At 73.4% G+C, this 23,034-nt stretch carries 21 protein-coding genes; 13 read left to right on the top strand and 8 right to left on the bottom strand.

What is annotated here, in order from left to right:
• Positions 1–216: 216 nt before the first annotated feature.
• Genes lnt through OG617_RS31270 form a run of 3 tightly spaced genes read left to right on the top strand, consistent with a single transcriptional unit; the run spans position 217 to position 3,210 of the window.
• Positions 217–1,776, top strand: coding sequence for an apolipoprotein N-acyltransferase (gene lnt, locus OG617_RS31280; protein WP_405104021.1), 1,560 nt, complete (start codon positions 217–219; stop codon positions 1,774–1,776).
• 39 nt (positions 1,777–1,815) lie between these two features.
• A complete protein-coding gene (locus OG617_RS31275; protein ID WP_405096488.1) occupies positions 1,816–2,622 on the top strand; it encodes a polyprenol monophosphomannose synthase in 807 nt (268 codons plus the stop codon).
• Between the two features lie 54 nt (positions 2,623–2,676).
• Entirely contained in the window at positions 2,677–3,210 is a 534-nt protein-coding gene (locus OG617_RS31270; protein WP_405096487.1) for an FxsA family protein, read from the top strand.
• 108 nt (positions 3,211–3,318) lie between these two features.
• Here the strand turns inward: OG617_RS31270 and OG617_RS31265 are convergent, their stop codons facing one another.
• Positions 3,319–3,660, bottom strand: coding sequence for an RNA polymerase-binding protein RbpA (locus OG617_RS31265; RefSeq protein ID WP_007460094.1), 342 nt, complete (start codon positions 3,658–3,660; stop codon positions 3,319–3,321).
• A 246-nt stretch (positions 3,661–3,906) separates the two neighbouring features.
• On the opposite strand from OG617_RS31265, the gene OG617_RS31260 reads away from it, so the two are divergent.
• Positions 3,907–5,388 carry a peptide MFS transporter gene (locus tag OG617_RS31260; RefSeq protein WP_405096486.1) on the top strand — a complete coding sequence of 494 codons (1,482 nt, stop codon included), beginning with the start codon at positions 3,907–3,909 and terminating at the stop codon, positions 5,386–5,388.
• 60 nt (positions 5,389–5,448) lie between these two features.
• Here OG617_RS31260 and OG617_RS31255 read toward each other — a convergent pair whose 3' ends face one another.
• Positions 5,449–6,591: a hypothetical protein gene (locus OG617_RS31255; protein WP_405096485.1), complete on the bottom strand. Its 1,143-nt coding sequence runs from the start codon at positions 6,589–6,591 to the stop codon at positions 5,449–5,451.
• Positions 6,592–6,677: 86 nt separating this feature from the next.
• On the bottom strand, positions 6,678–8,027 hold the full coding sequence (locus OG617_RS31250) for an MFS transporter (RefSeq protein ID WP_405096484.1): 1,350 nt from the start codon (positions 8,025–8,027) through the stop codon (positions 6,678–6,680).
• A gap of 75 nt (positions 8,028–8,102) precedes the next feature.
• On the opposite strand from OG617_RS31250, the gene OG617_RS31245 reads away from it, so the two are divergent.
• The 5 genes from OG617_RS31245 to OG617_RS31225 all read left to right on the top strand — a co-directional run bounded on the left by OG617_RS31245 (position 8,103) and on the right by OG617_RS31225 (position 12,343).
• Positions 8,103–8,744, top strand: a complete 642-nt coding sequence (locus OG617_RS31245; protein ID WP_405104020.1) for a TetR family transcriptional regulator — start codon at positions 8,103–8,105, stop codon at positions 8,742–8,744.
• 62 nt (positions 8,745–8,806) lie between these two features.
• Entirely contained in the window at positions 8,807–10,123 is a 1,317-nt protein-coding gene (locus tag OG617_RS31240; protein ID WP_405096483.1) for a flavin-containing monooxygenase, read from the top strand.
• Positions 10,120–10,944, top strand: coding sequence for an SDR family NAD(P)-dependent oxidoreductase (locus tag OG617_RS31235; protein WP_405096482.1), 825 nt, complete (start codon positions 10,120–10,122; stop codon positions 10,942–10,944). Before OG617_RS31240 ends, OG617_RS31235 begins: the two co-directional genes overlap by 4 nt.
• Positions 10,945–11,070: 126 nt before the next feature.
• Positions 11,071–11,646 carry a GNAT family N-acetyltransferase gene (locus tag OG617_RS31230; protein ID WP_405096481.1) on the top strand — a complete coding sequence of 192 codons (576 nt, stop codon included), beginning with the start codon at positions 11,071–11,073 and terminating at the stop codon, positions 11,644–11,646.
• Positions 11,647–11,866: 220 nt separating this feature from the next.
• The gene (locus OG617_RS31225) at positions 11,867–12,343 is read left to right on the top strand and encodes a DUF1992 domain-containing protein (protein WP_405096480.1); all 477 of its coding nucleotides are present in this window, start codon (positions 11,867–11,869) and stop codon (positions 12,341–12,343) included.
• A gap of 26 nt (positions 12,344–12,369) precedes the next feature.
• On the opposite strand, the gene OG617_RS31220 is transcribed toward OG617_RS31225, so the two are convergent.
• From OG617_RS31220 to OG617_RS31205, 4 genes are all read right to left on the bottom strand, one after another.
• The gene (locus OG617_RS31220; RefSeq protein ID WP_405096479.1) at positions 12,370–13,545 is read right to left on the bottom strand and encodes a macrolide family glycosyltransferase; all 1,176 of its coding nucleotides are present in this window, start codon (positions 13,543–13,545) and stop codon (positions 12,370–12,372) included.
• A gap of 171 nt (positions 13,546–13,716) precedes the next feature.
• Positions 13,717–14,355 (bottom strand): CatB-related O-acetyltransferase, encoded by a 639-nt coding sequence (locus OG617_RS31215; RefSeq protein WP_405096478.1) that lies wholly within the window; start codon positions 14,353–14,355, stop codon positions 13,717–13,719.
• Between the two features lie 148 nt (positions 14,356–14,503).
• Positions 14,504–16,030, bottom strand: coding sequence for an MFS transporter (locus tag OG617_RS31210; RefSeq protein WP_405096477.1), 1,527 nt, complete (start codon positions 16,028–16,030; stop codon positions 14,504–14,506).
• A gap of 37 nt (positions 16,031–16,067) precedes the next feature.
• Positions 16,068–16,433 carry a YybH family protein gene (locus OG617_RS31205; protein ID WP_405096476.1) on the bottom strand — a complete coding sequence of 122 codons (366 nt, stop codon included), beginning with the start codon at positions 16,431–16,433 and terminating at the stop codon, positions 16,068–16,070.
• A gap of 97 nt (positions 16,434–16,530) precedes the next feature.
• On the opposite strand from OG617_RS31205, the gene OG617_RS31200 reads away from it, so the two are divergent.
• The 4 genes from OG617_RS31200 to OG617_RS31185 all read left to right on the top strand — a co-directional run bounded on the left by OG617_RS31200 (position 16,531) and on the right by OG617_RS31185 (position 20,353).
• Positions 16,531–17,445 (top strand): LysR family transcriptional regulator, encoded by a 915-nt coding sequence (locus OG617_RS31200; protein WP_405096475.1) that lies wholly within the window; start codon positions 16,531–16,533, stop codon positions 17,443–17,445.
• A 121-nt stretch (positions 17,446–17,566) separates the two neighbouring features.
• A complete protein-coding gene (locus OG617_RS31195) occupies positions 17,567–18,967 on the top strand; it encodes a PLP-dependent aminotransferase family protein (RefSeq protein WP_405096474.1) in 1,401 nt (466 codons plus the stop codon).
• Positions 18,968–19,033: 66 nt separating this feature from the next.
• Positions 19,034–19,639 (top strand): disulfide bond formation protein DsbA, encoded by a 606-nt coding sequence (locus OG617_RS31190; protein WP_405096473.1) that lies wholly within the window; start codon positions 19,034–19,036, stop codon positions 19,637–19,639.
• 93 nt (positions 19,640–19,732) lie between these two features.
• Complete coding sequence (locus tag OG617_RS31185) at positions 19,733–20,353, top strand: hypothetical protein (protein ID WP_405096472.1); 621 nt, start codon at positions 19,733–19,735, stop codon at positions 20,351–20,353.
• Between the two features lie 92 nt (positions 20,354–20,445).
• Here the strand turns inward: OG617_RS31185 and OG617_RS31180 are convergent, their stop codons facing one another.
• Positions 20,446–22,791, bottom strand: coding sequence for a glycosyl hydrolase family 18 protein (locus OG617_RS31180; protein ID WP_405096471.1), 2,346 nt, complete (start codon positions 22,789–22,791; stop codon positions 20,446–20,448).
• Positions 22,792–23,034 lie beyond the last annotated feature (243 nt).

Here is a 23,034-nt window from a genome sequence, read left to right as displayed (position 1 = left end):
CCGAAGGTCGGCGTGCCTGATCCTCGCCCCACCGGCCGGGAAGGGCCTGGGAGCATCGGGGCGCGGCAGCTGCCGCGCCCCGATTTTCGTTTCCGCCCCGGGCGCGGCGGTGCCGCGTTGGGCGCGGCGGTGGGGCGGGTAGCCTTCGGCGGTGTGATCGCAGGTGAGGTGCCGGTGACGGTCGTCGCGCAGAGCCCGTCGGGTCCCGCGGCCGGGGTGCAGGCCGGTCCCGGGGGGCCGTTGCCGCTGCGGGTGGCGCTGCCGTTGGCGGTGGCCGCCGGGTTGGCGATGCTGGTGGCGTTCCCCCCGTACGGGTGGTGGCCGGCCGCGCCGGTGGGGGTGGCGCTCCTGGGTGCGGCGGTGCACCGGCGTCGGGTCCGTGCCGGGGTGGGGTTGGGTTTCGTGGCGGGTGTGGCGTTGTTCGGCCCGCTGCTGTCGTGGACGAACCTGCACACGGGTCAGCTGCCGTGGTTGTTGTTGTCGCTGTTGCAGGCCGGGTATGTGGGGTTGCTGGGTGGGGCTGCGGCGTACGCGTCGCCGTTGGTGGACCGGTGGCGGTGGTCGTGGCCGGCGCTGACCGGGGTGCTGTGGGTGGGGCAGGAGGCGCTGCGGTCGCGGGCCCCGTTCGGCGGGTTCCCGTGGGGCCGGTTGGCGTTCAGCCAGGACGAGTCCCCGGCGCTGCGGCTGGCGGCGGTGGGTGGGGCGCCGCTGGTGACGTTCGCCGTCGCTCTGGCCGGTGGCCTGCTGGTGGCGGCGCTGTGGCGGCCCTGGCGGGGCGGTGTGGCGCGGTCACGGTGGGCGGCGGGGGTGCTGGCGGTGGGCGCGGTCGGGGTGCTCGCGGTGGGGCTTCTGGTGCCGGTGGGGGTCGCCGGGGGCGGCGGCGCGGTGACCGTGGCGGTGGTGCAGGGCAATGTGCCCCGCCTGGGCCTGGACTTCAACGCGCAGCGGCAGGCGGTGTTGAACAACCACGTGCAGGCCACCCTCGACCTGGCGGCGCAGGTCGCGGCGGGGCAGCGACCGCAGCCGGACCTGGTGGTGTGGCCGGAGAACGCCAGCGACGTCGACCCGCTGCGCAGCCCGGCGGCGGGGCAGCGGATCAGTGAGGCCGCCGACGCGGTGCGGGCGCCGATCCTGGTGGGGGCGGTGCTGGTGGGCCCCGGTGAGGGGCAGAGCCGCAACGCGGGGATCCTGTGGCGGCCGGGCAGCGGCCCGGACCTGGAGCAGATGTACACGAAGCGGCATCCGGTGCCGTTCGCCGAGTACGTGCCGTTGCGGGATGTGGCGCGGATGGTCAGCAAGGAGGTCGACCGGGTCCGCAGCGACATGGTGCCCGGTGACCGCGCCGGGGTGGTCGACGTCGGTCCGGTGGTCCTGGGTGACGTGATCTGCTTCGAGGTGGCCTACGACGGGCTGGTCCGCGACACCGTCACCGGTGGGGCGCAGCTGCTGGTGGTGCAGACCAACAACGCCACGTTCGACGTCGCGGAGGCCCGCCAGCAGTTGGCGATGGTGCGGCTGCGGGCGGTGGAGCACGGCCGCGCGTCGTTGATGGCGTCCACGGTCGGGGTGTCCGGGTTCGTCACCCCGGATGGGCGGGTATCCGACGCCACCGGGTTCAACACCCGCGCCGTGGTGCTGCGCCAGCTGCGCCTCGGTGACGGGCGCACCCTGGCCACCCGGGTCGGGGTGTGGCCGGAGGCGGCGCTGACCGCCGTGGCGGTGGCCGCCCTGGCCGGTGCGGTGTGGCGGCGCCGACGGTCGGCCGTCGCCCGATAGCGGACACGTCGGCGTCGCGTCGGCGGGGGCGGAGGAACGGTGAGCGGAGCGGTGGGTGTGCGGCCGCAGGTGCGGCGGCCGGGGTTGGGACGGGTGTTGGTGGTCATCCCCACCTACAACGAGGCCGACAACGTGTCCCCGATCGTGGCGCGGGTCCGCGCCGCGGCTCCGGACGTGGACGTGCTGATCGCCGACGACAACAGCCCTGACGGTACGGGGGCGGTCGCCGACGCGATCGCCGCCACCGACGCTCGGGTGCGGGTGCTGCACCGGCCGGGTAAGCAGGGCCTCGGCGCCGCCTACCTGGCGGGGTTCGGGTGGGCCCGGGAGCGCGGCTACGACGCGGTGGTGGAGATGGACGCCGACGGCTCCCACGCCCCGGAGGACCTGCCGCGGCTGTTGGCCGCCGCCGGGGACGCCGACGTGGTGATCGGTTCCCGCTGGTGCCGGGGCGCGAAGGTGGTGGACTGGCCGCTGCGGCGGCTGCTGCTGTCGCGCTGCGGGAACCTGTACGCGCGGGTGGCGTTGGGGATGCCGGTGGCTGACGCGACCGGCGGGTACCGGGTGTACCGGTTGGCGGCGTTGGACGCGGTGGACCTGGGGTCGGTGTGCTCGCAGGGCTACTCGTTCCAGGTGGAGTTGTCGCGGTTGGCGCATCGGGCGGGGGCTCGGATCGTGGAGGTGCCGATCACGTTCGCCGAGCGGGAGCGGGGGGCGAGCAAGATGAGCCCGCTGATCGTCGCGGAGGCGTTGTGGCGGATCAGCGTGTGGGCGGTGCAGGACCGGCGGGTGGCGTGGCGGCGTGGGGTGCGCGGCACCCGCGCCGGTCAGGCGCGGTGGCCGTGATCGGCGGCGTGTCATGCTTGAACGGCGGGATGTCGGAACGGCCGATGGGGTGAGATGCGCCGAGGACTGAAATTCGTGCCGGTGGTGGCGCTGCTGGCGGTGCTGGCGGAACTGGCGGTGTTCGTCGGTGTCGGCCGGCTGGTCGGGTTCGGGTCGGCGGTGCTGCTGGTGTTCGCGGCGTCGCTGTTGGGGCTGGTGCTGCTGCGGCGTGAGGGCATGCGGGCGTGGCGGGGTTTCCGGGCGGCGGCGCAGGCGGGGCAGCCGCCGGGCCCGCAGGTCACCGACGGGTTGGTGGGGCTGTTGGGAGCGTTGCTGCTGGCGGTGCCGGGCCTGGTCAGTGCCGTGGTGGGGGCGTTGCTGCTGGTGCCGCCGGTGCGGCGGCTGACCCGGGCCGGGGTGCGGCGGGCCGCGGAGCGGCGGGTGTCGTCGATGGTCGCCGGTGACCTGTTCGGGCCGCGGGTGGTGCGGGTGCGCCGTGGCGCCGCCCAGCCCACCTCGTCCGACCAGTCGCCTGCCGGCCCGGCCGAGCCGACGGTGGTCGACGGTGGTCGGGCCATCGAGGGGGAGATCGTCGAACCCGGTCGTTGACGCAAGGTGTCGACGCTTCCCGCGTGGGATTCGACACCTTGGGCGGGACATGCGCGAACGCCCCCGGGAGTGACCTCCCGGGGGCGTTCGCGTTGTTCGGGCTGGTGCTCAGGCGCGGCCGCGGCGGGTGCGGACCTCCTGCAGCCGTTCGGCGAGGATGTCCTCCAGCTCGGCGATGGAGCGGCGCTCCAGCAGCATGTCCCAGTGGGTGCGCGGCGGCTTGGCCTTCTTCTGCTCCGGCTCGTTGCCGTCGACCAGCCGGGCGACGCTGCCGTCGAACTTGCATTCCCAGGTGGTGGGGACCTCCGCGTCGACGGCGAACGGCACCTCGAACTGGTGGCCCTTGGCGCACAGGTACTCGCGGGTCTGACGCGGCGCGAGCTCCGTGTTGCGGTCGGATTCGTAGCTGACCGCGCCCAGACGGCTTCCGCGCAGCATACGCTCGCCCATGATCGACTTCCCCTCGCTCGTGGTGCTGGTCTTCTCGTGTAACGGTCTGTGCCGGCCGGGCCATTCCCCGCCCGCCCTGGCGGGCCGGGACCCACCCGCCCCGTGGGGCGCGGCACGGCCGTCGCCCTGCAAGGGTAGCCGGACAGGACATCCGCCCGGCGGGGTCGCCCCGGCCGGGTCGAGTCGGTGGGAGTGTTTCGGCGGTTTACGGGGATGTTACCGAACCCCAGCCGTGCGGAGGTGTCGATGTCCAGTGACGCGCCGGTCGCCCGCCGGCCGCCCGCCGGCCGGACCTTCTTCGGCCACCCCCGCGCCCTGGTCACCCTGTTCCTCACCGAGATGTGGGAGCGGTTCAGCTTCTACGGCATGCGGGCGATCCTGGTGCTGTACCTGACCGCGGCGGTCGCCGACGACGGCGGCGGCCTGCGCCAGTCCACCGCCGTCGCCGTGTACGGCGCGTACAACGCGATGGTGTACCTGATGGCCCTGCCCGGCGGGTGGGTCGCCGACCGGCTTCTCGGCGCCCGCCGCAGCGTGCTGTGGGGTGGCGTGATCATCGCCTGCGGCCACTACGTGATGGCGGTCCCGGTGGGTTGGAGCGTCTTCGCCGGCATGGCGCTGATCGTCGTCGGCACCGGGCTGCTCAAACCCAACATCTCCACCATGGTCGGCGACCTGTACGACCGGGACTCCCCGCGCCGCGACGCCGGGTTCTCCCTGTTCTACATGGGCATCAACCTGGGCGGCTTCGTCGCCCCGCTGGTCACCGGCTTCCTCGGCGAGCGGATCAACTGGCACCTCGGGTTCGCCGTCGCCGCCGTCGGCATGACCTTCGGGGTGATCCAGTACGTGATCGGCGGGCGGCACCTCGGCGACGCCGGCGCGCGCCCCGCCGACCCGCTGCTCGGCGCCGACCGCCGCCGCGCGCTGACCCGCTTCGGGGTGGCCGCCGGCGGGTTGGCGGTGCTGCTGGCGGCCCTGGCCGCCGCCGGGCTGTTCACCGTCGACACCATGGTCAACCTGCTCACCGCCACCACCGTGCTGGTCACCGTCGGATACTTCACGCGGATCCTCACCGACCGGGAACTCAGCGGCACCGAACGCAGCCGGATGAAGGCGTACGTGTGGCTGTTCGTGTTCGCCGCCTCGTTCTGGCTCATCTACGACCAGGCCGGGTCGGTGCTGAACATCTTCGCCGCCGACCGCACCGACCGGGACGTGTTCGGGTTCACCTTCCCCGCGTCCTGGCTCCAGTCGGTCAACCCGATTCTGATCATCATCGGGGCGCCGCTGTTCGCGTGGCTGTGGCTGCGGCTGGGCCACCGGGTCTCCACCCCGGTGAAGTTCTCCGTCGGCCTGGTGCTCAACGGCCTGTCGTTCGTGCTGATGGCCGCCGCCGCGCAGGCCGCCGTCGGCGGTGACCTGGTCTCCCCGTGGTGGCTGGTGGCGGTCTTCGCCATCCAGGTCGCCGGGGAGTTGTCGCTGAGCCCGGTCGGCCTGTCCGCCACCACGAAACTCGCCCCGGTGAAGTACGCCAGCCAGATGATGGGCCTGTGGTTCCTGTCCACCGCCGTCGGTGATGCCATCGGCGGCCAGGTGGCCCGGCTCGCCGAGGCGTGGCCGGAGCCGACGTACTTCCTCATCTTCGGGGCGGCGTCGGTGCTGCTCGGCCTCGGCGCGGTGATGTTCGCCCGGCAGATCCGCCGGCTGATGGCCGGCATCCACTGAGGCCCGCCGGGGGCGGCGCGGGCTCCCGGCACGCCCCGGCAGGCCCGGGTCAGGGGCACGTCAGCGCGGTGCGGCGCCCAGCCGGGCCAGCGCGGCGGCCAGGTCGCTGACCTGGTCGACGAGCTGCGCCGAGCGCCGCTGCGCGGCGTCCCGGTCGGCGTCGGCCGCGCCGAGGCGGGCCTCCAGCTCACCGACGCGACCCTGCACGGCAGCCGTCGCCTCCCGGGCCGCGGCCAACTGGGCGGCGACGGCGTCGCGGGCGGCGTCGGCCTCGGCGAGCCGCGCCGACAGCGCCGCCGCCTCCTCCCTGGCGGCCTGCGCCGCAGCCTGTCCGGCCTCGGCGTCCCGCCGCGCGTCCTGCGCCTCGCCGCGCAGCCGGTCGGCGTGCTCGCGGGCCTGTGTGGCCTCGGCGCGGGCGGCGTCTGCCCGCTCGGCTGCCCGGCGGCCTTCCGCGCGGGCCCGCTCGGCGTCGGCGTCGGCCTGCCCGGCCCGCCGCCGTGCCTCGTCCGCCGCGTCGGCGGCGCGGCGCGCGTCGGCGGCGGCGGTGTCCCGCTCGGCGGTCAGGTCGGCGGCCCGCCGCCGTTCGTCGTCGCGTTCACCGGTGACCGTACGCAGCTCGTGCCGGGCGGCGTCGCGGTCCCGTTCGGCCTGTACCCGCAGCGCCTGCGCCGCCCCGTTGTCGCGGCGCGCGGAGTCCCGGGCCGCCTCGGCGGCGTCGGCCCGCTCCCGGCCACGGGCCGCGTCGGCTTCGGCCCGCTCGGTCCGTTCCCGGGCGGCGGCGGCCTCGGCGGCGGCCGTGCGGGCCTCCTGACGGGCCCGGACGGTGCCCGCCGCCGCGTCCTCGGCGTCGCGGCGGGCCTCGTCGCGTTCGGTGTGTGCCTGGGCCAGCTCGGCGGCGGTCTCGGCGCGTAGCTGCGCCAGTTGCCGCTCCACCCCGGCCGGGGACAGCTCGGCGTGCAGCGCCTCGGTGAGGGTCTCCACCACCTGGTCGAGCCGGTCCACGGCCTCCCAGGTGCGGGCGACCTGTCCGGGCAGGCCCGGGGCGTTGCGGTGCCGCATCCGGTTGTTGCGTGAGGCCCGCTGGCAGGCGCCGTCGTTGTCCCGGCAGTAGCGGAACGGGCGGCCCGCGCCGGCCCGTTGCGGCACGTCCCGGCCGCAGTGCGCGCAGGGACGGGTCTCGGTGGGGGAGGGCTGGGCGTCCATCGAGGCGGAAGTCTAGCCACGCCGCCCGCCCGGCCACACGTCGCGCACCGCCGTCCCCGAGCCGCACCCCGCACCGGGCGGGCGGGTCAGCCGGCGGCGCGGGCCGCGCCGTCGAGGGTGTAGCGGCGCTGCGCCAGCACCGCGGCGAGCATCAGCGCGGCCGGCAGCAGCCCGAAACCGTACCGGATCGCGGTCAGCGCCGCGCCGGGCTGGGCCACGGCCTGCCCGCCGGCCGAGGCGACGAACCCGCCGGCGGCCAGGCACAGCGCGTACGCGTAGGGGCCCAGTGCCGCGCCGGTGGCCTCGGTGGCCGTCCACACCCCGGTGTAGGTGCCCGCGCCGGTGGCGCCCGCGGCGCGGATGACGTCGGGCACCATCGCGAACGGCAGCAACTGCATCCCGGCGAACGACACCCCGAGCACCGCCACCGCCGCGACCAGCGCCGGCAGGCCCGCCGGTCGGCCCACGGCGAGCACCAGCGACCCGGCGGCGAACGCGCCCTGCGCGGCCAGCAGCGCCCGCTGCTTGCCGACCCGCCGGGCCACCGCCAGCCAGCCGGGGGTGACCAGCAGCGCCGGGGCGACGAACGCCGCGACCAGCACGGTGGTCAGCGCGGGGCGGCCCAGCTCGTACTCGGCGTAGTAGGGCACCCCGGCGAGCACCAGGTGCGTGGTGGTCGACATCGCCAGGTACGCGGCGACCAGCCAACGGAACTGCTTGTCGCGCAGCGCCGCGACCAGCGCCCGCCACCCGCCCGGGGCGTGGCCGTCGCCCAAGGTCCCGGCCGCCCGGCGCAGCCGGCCGATGCCCGCCACCCCGACCAGCATCGCCGCGAGGGTGCCTACGCCCAGCAGCAGCCCCATCCGCTGGTAGCCGGCGCGCGTCGCGGTGTCCCCGCCGGTCAGCAGCGGCGCCAGCAGGCCGGCGACCAGGATCCCGGCGGTGAGCACCACCATCCGGAACGCCATCAGCCGGGTCCGCTCGTGGTAGCCGATCCGCAGGTCCGCCGGGGTGGCCAGGTAGGGCACCTGGTAGGCGGCGAAGAGCAGGTTCCCGGCGACGAAGCACACCGCCACCCAGCCCGCCGCCGACGCGCCGGTGAGCCCGCCGGGGACGGCGAACAGCGCGGCGAACGCCACCGGCAGCAGGCAGCCGACCAGCAGCAGGGGCCGCCGGTCGCCGCGGCGGGCCTGCTGCACGTCGCAGCGGTGCCCCACCCACGGGTGCAGCAGCACGTCGGCGACCTTCGGCGCCAGCAGCGTCAGGCCGGCCAGCCACGGCGGCACGGCGAGGACGTCGGTGAGGAAGTACAGCAGCAGCAACCCGGGTACGGTGACCCAGACGCCCATGCCGAGTGAGCCGGTGGCGAAGCCGAGCAGAGGCCCGCGCGGCAGGCGGGTGCCCGGCGTACGGTCGCGGGTGTCGAGCCCGGTCATAGGTCTGGTCCCTCCGGCACGCCGCCCCCAATCCAACGGTTGCTGGATTGTAGGGGGACAATGGCGGCCGTGACCATGCCCCGACGACGACCGGGTCGGCCCCGGCGTTCCGAGACCCGCGACACCCGCGAGGTGGTGCTCACCGCGGCCACCGCACTGTTCGCCGCCCGCGGTGTCGACGCCGTCGGGTTGCGGGAGGTCGCCGCAGCCGCGGGCGTCGACGTGGCCACGGTCTCCCACCACACGGGTACGAAGGCGCAGCTCTACGACGCGTGCTTCGCCCGGGTGTTCGCCGCCGAGCGGGCGGTGCTGGAGGCCGGGGCGGCGCGTGCCCGCGAAGCCCTCGGCGCCGGGCCGCAGCAGGCGTTGCGTGCCCTGCACGACCTGCTCGACGAGTTCGTCGACTTCCTGGAGGACCGGCCGGAGACGACCGCGCTGTGGCTGCGCCGTTGGCTGGAGCCGGACCGGCACGCCGAGCTGGACCAGCGCTACGCCACTCCCCTGTACGACTTGGTGGAGGAGTTGCTGGCCGCCGCAGCGGCCGGCGGGGCGCTGGTCGAGCCGACCCCGCACGTCACGGTGCGCAGCCTGGTGTGGGCGGTGCACGCGCACGTGGTGGCGCTGGCCACCCCCGGGGGGTCACCGGCGCGGGAGCGGCGGGAGTTCCGGGCGTTCCTGAGTCGCCTGCTCGACGCCCTGTACGGCCCGCCGGCTTGACGACCGGGCCCCGACCCGCGCATTATCCGGCGGGCGTTGGATTAACTGTCGAGGGGGACCGCATGGGGGCACCGCCACGGGTCGCGGTCGTCGGCGCCGGCGCCGCCGGCCTGGCCACCCTCAAGGCCCTCGCCGACGCCGGCATCACCGCCGTGGCCTACGAGTCCGCCGACACCGTCGGCGGCCTGTGGGTGTACGGGGCCCCCGACTCGCCCGCCTACCGCACCCTGCACCTGAACACCAGCAGGACCCGCACCCAGTTCGCCGACCACCCCATGCCGGCGGACTGGCCCGACTACCCCGACCACACCCGCGTCGCCGGCTACCTGCACGACTACGCGCGACGCTTCGGGCTGCTCGACGCCGTCGCGCTGCGGCACACCGTCACCCACGTCGCCCCCGGCGCCGACGGCCGCTGGACGGTACGGGCCACCGGCCCGGACGGCCCCGTCGAGGTCGACGTGGAGGCGGTCGTCGTCGCCAACGGCCACAACCGGGTGCCCCGCCCACCCGCGCCCGGCTATCCGGGCGACTGCGCCGCCGAACAGCTGCACAGCCACGACTACCGGGGCCCCGAGCAGCTCACCGGCCGGCGGGTCCTGGTCGTCGGCGGCGGCAACTCCGCGATGGACATCGCCGTGGACGCCTCCCACGCCGCCCGGCGCACCCTGCTGTCCCTGCGCCGCGGGGTGTGGGTGGTGCCCAAGTACCTGCTCGGCCGCCCGTCGGACACCCTCAACGGGGCCCTCGCGCGCCGGCTGCCCTGGCGGCTGCGCCAGCGGATCAGCCAGGCCATGCTCGCCGCCACCGTCGGCCCGCCGCCCCGCTACGGCCTGCCCGCCCCCACCCACGGCTTCCTCCAGGACCACCCCACCCTCTCCGACGCGCTGCTGTCCCGGCTCACCCACGGCGCCGTCGAGGCCCGCCCCGGCATCGCCGCGTTCCACGGCGACCGGGTCGAGTTCACCGACGGCCGTATCGACGAGGTCGACCTCGTCGTGTGGTGCACCGGCTACCGCGTCGCCGTGGACTTCCTCGACCCGGCGCTGCTCGGCGCCGGCCCCGACACCCTCCCGCTGTACCGGCACGTGTTCCACCTCGACGCCCCCGGCCTGGCGTTCGTCGGGCTCATGCAGTCCACCGGAGCGGCGTTTCCCCTGGTCGAGGCACAGGCCCGGCTCGTCGCCGCGCACCTGGCCGGCCGGTACGCCCTGCCCGACCCGGAGCGCCAGCGCGCCGCCTGCCGGGCCGAGCTGCGCGCCGCCACCGCCCGGTGGGGGCAGCGGCGACCGGCGATGCGGGTCGACTTCGACGCGTACCTGGCCGACCTGCGCCGGGAACTGGCCGCCGGCACCCGCCGCGCCCAGGCGACGCGGTGAGCGCCCTGACCGGCCGCCGGGTCGTCGTCACCGGCGCCCGGGGCACCTTCGGGCGCCACCTGTGCGCGGCCCTGACCGCAGCCGGCGCCCGCGTCGTCGGCCTCGACCTGTACCCCGGCACCACCGCCGGAGTGCCGGTGCTCGGCGTCGACCTGACCGACCCGGACGCCACGCCCACGGCCGTGCGCGCCGCCGTCGCCCGGCTCGGCGGCCTCGACCTGCTGGTCAACAACGCCGGCGTCGGCGGACCCGCCCCGGCCGAACTGGCGCCCGACGACACCGTGCGACAGCAGATCGAGGTGAATCTGCTCGCCGCGTGGCGCACCACCGCCGCCGCGCTGCCCGCCCTCGTCGACGCCCGCGGCCGGGTGATCTTCGTGGCGAGCCGGATGGCGGTCCTGCCGCTGCCCCTCGCCGCCGCATACGGGGTCAGCAAGCGCGCCCTCGTCGCGTACGCCGACGCGCTGCGGCTGGAGGTCGGCACCCACGTCGGGGTCAGCGTCGTCTACCCCAGCATGGTCACCTCACCCATCCATGACAGCACCGCCCGCGCCGGGCTCTCCCTCGACGGGGTGTCCCGGCGGGAACCCGTCGAGGGCGTCGTCGCCGCGATCCTGCGCACCGCCACCGCCCGTCGGGCTCCCCGCGACGTGGCCACCACCGCCCGGGGACGCCTGGAGATGGCCCTGGCCCGGCACGCGCCCGCGCTCGCCGACCGCCTGGTACGGCGCACCGTCGCCGTCCGGGTCGCCGCCGGTGGTTTCGACGGCGCGCCGCTGGCCGAGGGCCTCGTCCGCCGCCACCGCGACGCCGCCGGCTGACCGGCGCGGTGCGATCCGGGTCAGACGCCGGCCGGGCTCGACGTCGTCGTCGAGCCCGTGCGCCAGCAACGCCGCGGGCGGCCCGACGGGGCAGCACCCGACCCTTGGGTGGGCCACACTACGGGGATGCCGGTCCTGCTGCGGGCCCCCGCGACCGCCCACCGTCCCGAGTTGCTGCTCCGCCCGTGGTGCGACGCGGACATCGCCGAGCTGATCGAGGTCTACCGCGACCCGGAGCTGCGCCGCTGGGTGCGCCGCCCCGTCGACGACGTCAACGGGGCCCGGCGGTGGGTGACCCGCAGCCGGCAGGGCTGGGCCGCCGGCAGCCGGTTCAGCTTCGCGGTGCTGGAGCCGCGACCCGCCGCCGCGGACCGGCTCGTCGCCACGGTGGTGCTCAAGGAGGTCCTGCCCGGCCGCGAACACGCCGAGGTGGGCTATTGGACGGCAGCCTGGGCGCGTGGGCGTGGCGTCGCGCCTCGGGCGGTGGAAGCGGTCACCGGCTGGGCGTTCACCCGGTTCGCCGCGACCGGGCTGGCCCGGCTGGAACTGCTGCACCAGGTCGACAACCTGGCCTCGTGCCGGGTGGCGGAAAAGACCGGCTACCTGTTCCAGGAGGTGCTGCCGGCCCGCGCGCCGTTTCCCCGCGACGGGCACCGGCACGTCCGCGGGGCACCGCCGGCCCCGCGCCGCGCCCAGGCCTGAACCGCCGCAGGCCGCCCGCAGCACCGAGGCGAGCAACGGGACACCGTGTGACCTTCCCGAAACCGAAACCCCGCAGGAGGCAGCCGGTCGACCCGAGCCGATCGACGCCACCAGCAGCATGACCTGCCGGCCATCGCCCAGGCCAACCCGGGAATGACCGGCGGCGACGCGACGCTGCCCCAGACGGCAGAGGTTACGGCGGGCACGGGAGGCGGCGACGGTGACCGACAGGTGGGAAGCGGCGGCCGAGGCGCAGATCCGCACCGCGCAGGAGCGCGGGGAGTTCGACAACCTGCCCGGCATGGGCAAGCCGCTCCCGGGAAGAAACACCCCCTACGACGAATCGTGGTGGATCAAGAGCTTCCTGGAGCGCGAGGCGCTGCCCACCGACCTGCTGCTGCCCACCCCGCTGCAACTGCGCCGCCGGATCGAGCGGATCCCCGACGAGGTGCGGGACCTGCCCACCGAGCAGGCCGTGCGGGCACACGTGGGCGACCTCAACGCGCAGGTCCTCGCCTGGCTGCGCAATCCGACCGGGCCGCGGGTCGTCGTCCGGCCCGCCAACGCCGACGAGGTGGTCCGACAGTGGCGTGCCGCCCGGGACCGGTCCCGGGCGGAAACCGGCCCCGCACCGCAGACGCCGCGAAGCCGTCGAGGCTGGTGGCGGACCTGGGGCCGCCGCACCGGACCGGGGTGACGCCCGCTCCCGGTCCGGGCGGACGGTCAGCCCAGGACGTCCTCGACGAGGTCGGCGGCTCGCGCGGTGCCGCCCTCGGCTCGCGCGTCGGCACGGAGCAGCGCCAGGCGGCGGCTGACCTCCGCGTCGGCGACAAGTTCACTCAGGGCGGTCCGCAGCGCCTCGGCGGTGGCGTCCGAGGTGTCGATGCGACGGGCCACGCCCAGCTCGACGAGCCGGTCGGCGTTGCTGAACTGTTCGGCGGCCTGCGGAACGGCGATCATCGGAACACCGGTGAACAGCCCTTCACTGCTGCCGCCCATTCCCGCATGGGTGACAAACGCGTCGGCCTGTTCCAACACCGCCAACTGAGGCACCCAGGAGCGGACCTCGACGTTGGGCGGGATGTCGCCGAGCTCCCGAGGGTCGGTGTGCCTGCCGATCTGGAGCACGACGTGCCACCCGGGCAGGTTGCCGTAGGCGGCCAGGCACTGGCGGTAGAACTCCGGTTGGCGTGTGTACGCCGAGCCCAGGGAGATCAGGAGCACATTCTCGGCGTCGGCGGGACGGGTCCAGGCGTCCTTGCCCCCACTCGCGCCGAGACAGCGGCCGACGAACGTCACCACATCGGTGTCGACCTGGTCGGCGTGCGGCTGCATCGCCCGGGGGATCAGGGCCAGGGCCCGCGCGGGGCGGCCGGAGAAGGCGTCCACGTCCGTGGTGGACGCCCCGCACTCTGCGAGCCACCGCGCGAACCTCGCCCGGTACGCGTCGGCGCCCGGCAGTTGCCACAGGTGCGCCGTGACGTCCTGCTCGTAGCTCTTCCAGGCTACGAAGGTCGGGGACAGCTGCATGACGGGACGATTCTGCGTCTCGGCGAGGGCGCGTGCGGCGTAGGCGCCGATGTCGTAGAGGTAGAGGTCCGCACGGTCGCTGTCGTAGGCGGCGCGCAACTGCGGGAGGGCCTGGACGGCGTCGTCGAGGAAGAGGTCCATCGCGGCGATGGGGTCGTCTGGCCAGTCGTTGTCGGCCACGGGCAGCGTGGAGGTGCAGGGGACGAGTTCGGCGCCCGTGGCGGCGATCAGGTCGGCCACCGCCGGGTCGTTGGCGTAGGTCACCCGGTGACCGCGGGCCACCAGCTCGCGGATGACCTCGAGGCTTGGCAGGACGTGACTGACGGCGGGGATGCCGATCATCGCGATGTGGGAACGGCGACGGGACATGGAAGATCACCCATTTCAGGTCTACGGCGAAAGAGACATGGCAGGCCGGTACGCCAACGACCCATGAGAGGAAGGACCTGTCATGGGTAGGCGCACGGGTGTGCGGGACGGAGGCGGGGCGCCGCCCCGTCCGTGTCAGCCGTAGATCTGATGAAAGTGCATGCCTGGACTCTATCCCGGGGCGGCGGCCTCGAGTTCGGCGATGCTGCCCGACATGATCGTGCGCACGTGCTCGGTGATGTGCTCCGCAGGCCAGTCCCACCAGGCCACCGCCAGCAGCCGGGCGACGTCCTGGTCGGTGTGGCGGGTGCGGATGAGACGGGCCGGGTTTCCGCCGACGATCCCGTAGTCGGGCACGTCCGCGGTGACCACGGCGCCGGAGCCGACGATCGCGCCGTGCCCGATCCGTACGCCAGGCATCACCATCGCGTCGTAGCCGAGCCAGACGTCGTTGCCGACGACGGTGTCGCCACGATTCGGCAGGCCGGCGAGCAGGTCGAAGTGTTCGGACCACGAGCCGCCCATGGTGGGGAAGGGGAAGGTCGACGGGCCGTCCATGCGGTGGTTGGCGCCGTTCATGATGAACCGCACTCCCGCGCCCAGTGCGCAGAACCTGCCGATGACGAGCTTCTCCGGCCCGTAGTGGTAGAGCACGTTGCGCGTCTCGAACGCGGTCGGGTCGTCCGGGTCGTCGTAGTAGGAGTACTCCCCGACCTCGATCAACGGGGACTTCACCAGCGGTCTGAGCAGCACCACCCGTGGCTGGTCAGGCATCGGATGGAGCACTGTCGGGTCGGCGGGCACAGCCATAGCGGTTCCTTCCGGGTTGCCTGTCACTTTCCGGTCCCATGATCACGGTACTGCGCCGAAGCCGCCGTTCCCGGCGGGTCAGGGCAGCGCGGCCAGGGAGGCGGTCCCCGGCTCGGCACACAGGCCGAACCGGGGACCTGAGGGGACGTCAGCGCAGCGCCGGCTGCGGGACGGGCGGGCGCTCGTCCTCGCGGGAGGCTGCTCTGGCGGGTCGCATGAGGATGACCACGAGCAGGCTGGCGAGGATGCCGACGGCTCCGGCTACGGCGAGGGTCGCTTGGACGCCGGTTACCGCTGCCGCGTGTGCTGCGATGTCGAGGAACTGTCGCCCGCTTGACGGGGCGGCATGCAGCAGGCCGGGTGTCTGCCCGCCGGCGATGGCGTGTGCGACATGTGCCGCGTCCGGGATGCCGCCTCCGGACAGGCTGCTCTGCGCGCGGGCGGCGAAGACGCTGCCCAGTGCGGCGATGCCGAAGGCGAAGCCGAGTTGGCGGGTGGTGTTGACCGCGCCGGCGGCCATGCCGCCGCGTCCGGCGGGCACGAGGGACATGGAGACCGACCCGAGGATCGGCGTTGCCAGGCCGACGCCGACGCCGATCACGGCGAGACCCGGCACCAGCGCCGGCCAGCTGGCCGGACCGTGCACGAGCGCAGCGGTGAGCAGGCTGCCGAGGCCGATGAACAGCAGCCCTGCGCCGATCACCAGATCTGGTCGCCGGCCGTGCAGCACCCGTCCCAGTACCGCCGAGACACCGAACGCCGTGATTGACATCGGCAGGCCGGTGAGCCCCGCACCGAGCGGGCTCAGCCCCAGCACTGACTGCAGCCAGATCGAGGTGTAGGTGAACGTCGCGAAGGCTGCGAACGTCAGCAGGAATCCGGCGAGCAGCACTCCGACAAACGAGCGGTTACGCAGCAGCGCGAGGTCGAACATGGCGTGTCGCGAGCGCGCCTCGAACGCGACGAACACGGCCAGCAGCACCGCCGCCAGCACGATCAGCCACCAGACTCCAGCGTTGGACCAGCCGTCCTCGTTCGCGCGAATGAGCGCGTACGTCGCGCAGGCTGCCGCGGCGGTGAAGCTGACCATGCCACCGACGTCCACCCTGCCGCGGGCGGGCGCGTGGGCGTCGGCGAGCACCGTCACGCACAGCGCGATGGCGATGGCGCTGACCGGCAGGTTGACGAAGAAGATCCAGCGCCACGACGCGCCCTCGGTGAGCAGTCCGCCGAGGATCGGGCCCACCGCGGCCGAGGCGCCCGATACCGCACCCCAGATGCCGTAGGCGCTACCGCGGTCGCGGCCGGCGTAGGCGCTGTTGAGCAGGGCGAACGTGGTCGCGAACATGGCCGCGGCGCCGATGCCCTGCACCGTGCGCGCGGCGATCAACACCCCCGGGTTGGGTGCGAGACCGCACATCAGTGACGAGATCGCGAAGATCACGAGTCCGGCGATGTAGGCGCGGCGGTGCCCGACGCGGTCGGCGATCGAGCCCGCGCCGAGCACCAGAGCGGCCAGCGCGAGGGCGTAGGCGTCGATGACCCATTGCAGTGCCCCGAAGGACGCGCCCAGGTCGCCGACCATGTCGGGCAGGGCGACGTTCACGATCGTGACGTCGATCAGCAGCATGAAGGTGCCCAGGCAGACCGTCATCAGCGGCAGCCACTTGCGCATGTTGATACCTATGTTCCTTGCGGTGGAGGCGGGTGGTTCAGCGGGTGGGCGGGACGAACTCGGGCTGGTCGAGCATGCGTAGCCAGCTTCCGTCGGGCTGGCGCCGGACGACCTGCGCGCGGGCGCCGGCCCCGTCCTTCGCCACGGTCGAGGTGAGGGCGATGTCGCCGCTGATCAGTGTCGGCAGCGGTGGTTCCGGCTCGAAGCGGGGACGGTTGGCCAGCACCTTCTCCCACAGCGCGCGGATCGCCTCTCGGCCCACCGTCTGGCCGCCGGGCGGGTACGCCATCACCGCGTCCTCTTCGTACAGCGCGGCGACTCCGGCCGCGTCACCGGCGTTGGATCGTTCGACGAACAAGCGGGAGATGTCTTCGGGCCGTAGCGCCTTCTCGTGTTCCGGCATGGCTTCCTCCTGGTGTGGGCTTCAGTGCGTCCCAGCGTGGTCGCCCACGGTTCAGAAGTCCAACAGCTAGATCTGCTGGGAGCTAGAATGTTCAGTCATGGAGCTGAGGCAGTTGGAGTACTTCGTCGCGGTCGCCGAGGAGCGGAACTTCACCCGGGCGGCCGAGCGGGTGCATATCAGCCAGTCCGGGGTCAGCGCACAGATCCGCCAACTGGAACGTGAACTCGGTGCCGACCTGTTCGACCGGTCGGCGCGCACCGCCACCCTCACCGTGGCGGGGAAGGCCGCGCTCGAACACGCCCGCACCGCGCTCGCCGCCGCCGGTGCGGTCAGCCAGGCGGTGGGCGAGGTGACCGACCTGATCCGTGGCCGGCTCACCGTCGGGATGGTCGTCGGCTGCACCGTCACGCCGCTGTTCGATGCCCTCGCCGCGTTCCACCGGGCGCATCCCGGCGTGGAGATCTCGCTGCTGGAGGACAACTCCGACCGGCTCGTCGAGGGGGTGCGCGCCGGCACCCTCGACCTGGCCCTGATCGGGGCCGCAGCCACCACCCCCGACGGGCTGGCCGCACTGACGATCATCAGCGAACGGCTCGTCGCGGCGGTCCCCGCCGAGCACCCCTTGGCGCAACAGCGGCAGGTCACCCTGCGCGACCTGGGCGCCTACCCGATCGTGTGCATGCCAACCGGCACCGGCCTGCGTACGGTCTTCGACCAGGCCTGCGCGACCCAGCGCCTCCAACCCATGATCACGCTCCAGGCCGGCGCTGCGGATGCCATTGCCGACCTGGCGATCCGCGGGCTCGCCGTCGCCATCCTCAGCGACTCGATGGCCAAGCGCTACCGCGAGCGGCTCACCGCCCTCACCATCGACGACGTCGAGACACCCGCCCTGCTCGCCCTGGTCTGGAAGGCCGCGCACAGCCCCGCGCTGCGTGAGCTCCTCGTGCACAGCCGGCAAGCATTCGCCAAGCCCGACCCTGCTTCGCGCCGGGAAGACTCCCAGCGTTGATCTGCGGGGCGACCTTGCCGACTGCTGGGCGAATGGCCGGGGCGCGGGGGGCCGCGACTGTCTCGATGATCATGATGGCAACCCCATGCAGCCATTGGTCCATTGCTAAGGTCCAGTATTTGTGTCGATTGACTGGGTCGCTTTCGGGGTTGACCTGCACCTGGAGCTCGATCCGGCGTCCGGTCGTCGCGCGGGACTTGAGCGGGCGTTGCGCGAGGCCATCCGGGCCGGGCGGCTGGCGCCGTATACCCGACTGCCGTCCACCCGCTCGCTCGCTCTGGAGCTCGATCTGGCTCGCGGCACCGTCAGCGCCGCGTACGACCAGTTGATCGCCGAGGGCTACCTGAGTGCCCGGACCGGATCGGGCACCGTCGTCGCCGATCTGGCGGAGTGCCGGGCGCACGCCGTGCAGCCGACGACTGAGGTGTCGGCGCCGCGGTACGACCTTCGGCCCGGCAGCCCCGACGTTTCCACCTTTCCCACGGCAGCCTGGCTGCGTGCCACCCGGCGGGCGCTGGCTGTCGCCCCGGTGGCTGCCTACGACTACGGTGACCCGCGCGGCCGGGTCGAGCTGCGTACCGCGCTGGCGGACTATCTGGGGCGCGCCCGTGGCGTCAGGGCCATCCCGGACCAGATCGTGATCACCTCCGGGTACGTGCAGGCCCTCGCCCTGCTCGCCGGCGTGCTCGACGGCGCGGTGCTCGCGATGGAGGACCCCGGCCTGAGCTTTCACCGCGACGTGGTCCGGCACGCCCGCGCCGGGGTCGTCGCGCTGCCGGTCGACGAACGGGGTGCCCGCACCGACCTGCTGTCCACATCCGGGTTCACGGCGGCGCGGGCGGTCGTGGTGACCCCGGCACACCAGTACCCCACCGGAGTGACCCTGCACCCGCATCGCCGACATGCCGCCACCGAATGGGCCAGGTCGGGCGACGGCCTGATCATCGAGGATGACTACGACGGCGAGTTCCGCTACGACCGCCAGCCCGTCGGCGCGCTCCAGGGGATGGCGCCGGACCACGTCGCCTACGTGGGCACCGCCGCCAAAACCCTCGGGCCTGCCTTGCGGCTGGCCTGGATGGTGCTGCCCGAGCGCCTTGTCGAACCGGTGATACACGCCAAGCGGCACACCGACCTGCACACCGAGGTGATCGGTCAACTCGCCCTCGCCGATCTGATCGCCAGCCACGCATATGACCGGCACATCCGCGCCTGCCGGCTCCGCTACCGGCACCGACGTGACCTCCTCGTCAGCCGACTCGGACGCCGCTTCGCCCTGCACGGGATCGCCGCCGGCCTGCACGCGATGGTCAGCCTGCCCGCCACCGGCCCCGGCGAGCAGCAGATCCTCGCCCGCGCGGCGGCACGGGGCCTGGCGCTGGGCGACCTGGGACGCCACTGGCACACTCCCGGCGACCACCCACCCGGTCTCATCATCGGCTACAGCACCCCCAACGAGGGCAGCTACCCAGCCGCGCTCGAAACCCTGGCCCGAGTCCTCCACAGCGGCCCGTCCGGCTAATTGGCTCAATATTCCTGGGCGAAATCGGCCCTCCTGCCTGACCCAACTGCTTCGTATGGTCAGGGCATGAAGATCGTTGACCTGTGGGTTGACCCACGCTGCCCGTGGGCCTGGATCGCCTCGCGCTGGCTACTTGAGGCCGAGCGGGTCCGCGGTATGCGGGTCCGGTTCCGCGTGATGAGCCTGTCGGTGCTCAACGAGGGCCGAGAAGGCCTCGACGCCTGGTACGCGGAGTGGCTCCGACCCGGCATGGGCCCCGTGCGGGTACTGACCGCCGCCGAACAGGCGTACGGCCGCGAAATCCTGCGGGACCTGTACACCGCGCTCGGGACCCGAATCCACCTGGACTCCGCACCCATCGGGCGGGAACTGTACGTCGACGCCCTCACCGAACTTGGCCTCAGTGTCGAACTCGCCGACGCGGCCGAGAGCACCGAGTACGACGAGGCGCTACGCGCCAGCCACGACGCGGGCATGGCCCCGATGGGCGACGCCCCCGGCACGCCGTCGATCCACGTCGACGGGCAGGTCTTCTTCGGGCCCGTCGTCAGCCCTGTTCCACGTGGCGAGGCCGCCGGGCGGTTGTGGGACGGGGTGCTGCTCGTCGCCGGGACCCCCGGGTTCTACGAGCTGAAGCGATCCCGAGACGGCCGGCCAGACGTACATTCGTGACCAGAGCCCTACCCGGACTCTCGCGGATCAACGGTCTGCTTCCCACCCAGATCGGCTTGGGAGAAGGTACCCACATGAACCTTCCCAACCAAGATGGCCAGCACCAGCTCGCGGGCCGTTCCGCTGGTCAGGTCAAGTCGAGAACGGACAGTCGGGGATGACGCAGACGGTTGGGGCGCCCGTCCGGGCCGCGACCGACGCGATGCTCGACGCGCTCGGGCCGCACACCGGGCAGGACTGGACCGTCCCGGCGGGCACGCTGGACTGGAGCTGCTGGCCCACGACCTGCTCGCGTACGCCGGGCAGGTCGCCGGCCGGCCCTCGGGCGGCTACCTGCCGTTCGACCTGACAGTTTCCCCCGCCGCGACTCCCACCGAGGTCCTGACCGTCGCCGCGACCTGCGGCGGCCTGCTCGCCACGGCGCTCGACGCCGCCGACCCAGGCCTGCGGGCCTGGCACTTCGGCCCCTGCGACCCGGCCGGGTTCGCCGCCATGGGCGTCGCCGAGACCCTGCTGCACACCCACGACGTCGCCCGGGGCCTCGGGGTGGCCTGGCAGCTTCCCGACCGGCTCGCCGCCGTCGCGCTGGACCGGCTGTTCCCCGAGGCCCCGCCGGGTCCGCCGGCGCAGGTGCTGCTGTGGATGGCCGGCCGTGCGGAGTTCGACGGCCGGCCCCGCCGCACCTCGTGGACGTGGCGGGCCGCGCTGCCCTGACCCACCGAGGCTGGACGGCGGGACCACCGAGGTGGACGCCGTGGTCGGGGGAGTGGGGGCGGCGCGGTAGCCCCGCCGCCCCCTGGTCGGTGTCAGCGCGGTGACGGCAGGCCGGTGTCCACGGTGGACATCAGGGTGCCGGCGGTGGTGTCGCCGGACATCTCCCAGATCATGCCGCCGAGCAGGTTCTGCTGCTTGGCCCAAGTGGTCTTCTGGCCGATCGACCACGGGTCGTCGAAGGTCCACCACTGCCCGCCGTTGCCGGTGAAGCAGTACGACGAGACCGACTGGGTGTCGTGGTAGACGGTACAGCCGGGCACCATCGCGAGCAGGTTGGCGTACCCGCGGGTGCCCGCCTCCTCGGCGAACTGGCCGGGCGCCGCCCCGGTGGCGGTCTGCCACTCCCCGTTGGCCGAGCCGCCGCCCGGCAGGGTCCCGGCGTTGACCCCCTGCCAGCCCCGGCCGTAGAAGGCGAAGCCGACGGTGAGCTGGCGCGGGTTGACCCCGGCGTCGGTGTACGTGCGCACGGCGCGTTCGACGCTGAACTCGAACGGGTACGGGTCCTGCGCGTCGCGGTACAGGTTGCCCTGGTGTCCGGTGCGGTTCGGCTCCCACGAGTTGTCGCTGCCGGCGCCGTGGAAGTCGTACCCCTGCACGTTGGCGAAGTCGAGGTAGTCGAAGACGCTCGGCGTGCCGTCGGCGCGGCTGATGTCCCACCCTGCGTCGATCTTCGCCGGATCGGCCGGGGTGAACGCGGTCAGCAGGTGCCGCTTGCCGGTGGTTGCGCCGAGTTCGTCCATCTGCCGGCGAAACTCGGCGAGCAGCGCCGTGTTGTTGGCCTTGTCCTGCGGCCCCCAGTGGTTGCCGGGGTGCCCTTCGGCGCCGGGCCACTCCCAGTCGAGATCGATGCCGTCGAAGATGCCGGCCGCGGTGCCCGGCCCGCCGGCGTTGCCGGCCACCGGCAGGTTGCCCCGCAGGTAGATGTCCAGGCACGAGCGGACCAGTTTCTCCCGGCTCGCGGGGGTCGCCGCGGCATCGGAGAAGAACTTGGAGTACGTCCAGCCTCCGAGCGAGATCAGGATCTTCAGGTGCGGGTACTTGGCCTTGAGCTTCTTGAGCTGGTTGAAGTTGCCGCGCAGCTTCTCCCAGCCGGTGTCGGCCACGCCGTCCACCGACTGCGCCGCGCTGAACGGTCGGCCGTAGTCGGCGTCGGCGTCGCCCGCGCCGGTGCCTTGGTCGGGGTCCTGCGGATTCTGGGTGGTACCGCGGGTGACGCCTTGCAGGCAGGTCAGGTTCACCGAGTCGAGGTTGGCGAAGGCGTAGTTGATGTGGGTCAACTTCGCTGCGGCACCGGACGTGTCGAGGTTCTTCACGAAGTACTGCCGGCCATAGATTCCCCATTGGACGAAGTAGCCGACCTTGGCGTACCGGCCGGCGCCCATCACGTCGTCGGTGGTGGCGGTGACCGGCGCGCTGGCGGGCGAAACGTTGTCGTAGGTGTCGCGGGCGCGGACGGTGAAGGTGTACGTGGTCAGGGGGGTGAGTCCGCCGACGGTGATGCTGGTGCCCGTGCCGTTGACCGTGGCGGCGAGCTGGGCGCCGCGGTAGACGTCGTACCCGGCGATGCCGCTGGCGTCGTTGACGGCGTTCCACGCGAGCGTGACGCTGGTGGCGGTCACGGCGGTGCTGCGCAGGCCACCGGGTGCCGGCGGGGCGACGGTGTCGTCGGCCGGGTTGAGCGTGGTGGCCGACACGGCGGCGCTCGCCGGCGAGACGTTGCCGCGGGTGTCCTTGGCCGCGACGGCGAAGGTGTACGGGGTGTTCGGCGTCAGCCCGCCGACGGTCGCCGCAGTGCCGGTGACCGACGCGATAACGGTCCCGCCGCGCAGCACGTCGTACCCCGCGATCGGGAAGTCGGTGGCGGTGGCAGCGGTCCAGGTCAGCGACAGGGTCTTGGTGGTCCGCCCGCTGACCTTGAGGCCGGTCGGCGTGCCCGGTGCCCGGTCGGGGCTGCCGTCGCACTTGTTCCCGTTGACCCGGCAGTTCGTCGGCGCGGCGGCCGTCCCGGTCGCGATGAACCAGAAACTGTACGGCTCGGTGCTGCCACCGGCCGTGACGGTGCCGTTGTAGTGCGCGTTGACGACCGTGACGTGGTCGCCGACCCGGGTGACGGTGCCGTGGTAGGCGTTGCCCATGGTCACCCCGGCCGGCAGGTCGAACTCGAGGCTCCACCCGGAGATCGCGGTCGTCGTCGGGTTGCTGATGACGTACTTGTCCATCCGCCACGAGCCGTTGTCGGCCGAGGAGAAGTTGGCGGTGAGACCGGCGGCGGCATGGGCTGCGGTCGACGGCGCGACGATGGCGCAGACCACGGCCAGCAGGACTGTGACGGCCAGCGGCAGGCGGGGGGATCTTCGCGGACCGGTACGACCGCCCATGGCGTCCTCCTTTTAGGAAAGTTTCCTAAGAGTTAAATCGGCGGCGATCGATAAGTCAAGGTGGTCACCGCGGAGCGCGAATCGCCCCCTGGGGTGCGAGGCCCGGGGAGGTGACGTGACGATGGCTGCGTCCGGCGCACTCGAAGTCGTTGATCCTTACGCACTGCCCCGTCCCACAGGTAGTTCGCCACGTTTCCGTCGCCGGCGCCAAGAACAGGCGAGGTCTGCATTGCGACCAGGCCG

This window comes from Micromonospora sp. NBC_01412, from assembly GCF_045040215.1.
Lineage (GTDB): Bacteria > Actinomycetota > Actinomycetes > Mycobacteriales > Micromonosporaceae > Micromonospora > Micromonospora rubida.
This window is presented reverse-complemented; position numbering and strand designations above follow the sequence as displayed.

Bases quoted from the DNA above. Each gene is read 5' to 3' on its own strand.
- OG617_RS31270 (WP_405096487.1), top strand. From the start codon at position 2,677: ATGCGCCGAGGACTGAAATTCGTGCCGGTGGTGGCGCTGCTGGCGGTG.
- OG617_RS31265 (WP_007460094.1), bottom strand. From the start codon at position 3,660: ATGGGCGAGCGTATGCTGCGCGGAAGCCGTCTGGGCGCGGTCAGCTAC.
- OG617_RS31260 (WP_405096486.1), top strand. From the start codon at position 3,907: ATGTCCAGTGACGCGCCGGTCGCCCGCCGGCCGCCCGCCGGCCGGACC.
- OG617_RS31255 (WP_405096485.1), bottom strand. From the start codon at position 6,591: ATGGACGCCCAGCCCTCCCCCACCGAGACCCGTCCCTGCGCGCACTGC.
- OG617_RS31250 (WP_405096484.1), bottom strand. From the start codon at position 8,027: ATGACCGGGCTCGACACCCGCGACCGTACGCCGGGCACCCGCCTGCCG.
- OG617_RS31245 (WP_405104020.1), top strand. From the start codon at position 8,103: ATGCCCCGACGACGACCGGGTCGGCCCCGGCGTTCCGAGACCCGCGAC.
- OG617_RS31240 (WP_405096483.1), top strand. From the start codon at position 8,807: ATGGGGGCACCGCCACGGGTCGCGGTCGTCGGCGCCGGCGCCGCCGGC.
- OG617_RS31230 (WP_405096481.1), top strand. From the start codon at position 11,071: ATGCCGGTCCTGCTGCGGGCCCCCGCGACCGCCCACCGTCCCGAGTTG.
- OG617_RS31220 (WP_405096479.1), bottom strand. From the start codon at position 13,545: ATGTCCCGTCGCCGTTCCCACATCGCGATGATCGGCATCCCCGCCGTC.
- OG617_RS31215 (WP_405096478.1), bottom strand. From the start codon at position 14,355: ATGGCTGTGCCCGCCGACCCGACAGTGCTCCATCCGATGCCTGACCAG.
- OG617_RS31210 (WP_405096477.1), bottom strand. From the start codon at position 16,030: ATGCGCAAGTGGCTGCCGCTGATGACGGTCTGCCTGGGCACCTTCATG.
- OG617_RS31205 (WP_405096476.1), bottom strand. From the start codon at position 16,433: ATGCCGGAACACGAGAAGGCGCTACGGCCCGAAGACATCTCCCGCTTG.
- OG617_RS31200 (WP_405096475.1), top strand. From the start codon at position 16,531: ATGGAGCTGAGGCAGTTGGAGTACTTCGTCGCGGTCGCCGAGGAGCGG.
- OG617_RS31190 (WP_405096473.1), top strand. From the start codon at position 19,034: ATGAAGATCGTTGACCTGTGGGTTGACCCACGCTGCCCGTGGGCCTGG.
- OG617_RS31185 (WP_405096472.1), top strand. From the start codon at position 19,733: ATGGCCAGCACCAGCTCGCGGGCCGTTCCGCTGGTCAGGTCAAGTCGA.
- OG617_RS31180 (WP_405096471.1), bottom strand. From the start codon at position 22,791: ATGGGCGGTCGTACCGGTCCGCGAAGATCCCCCCGCCTGCCGCTGGCC.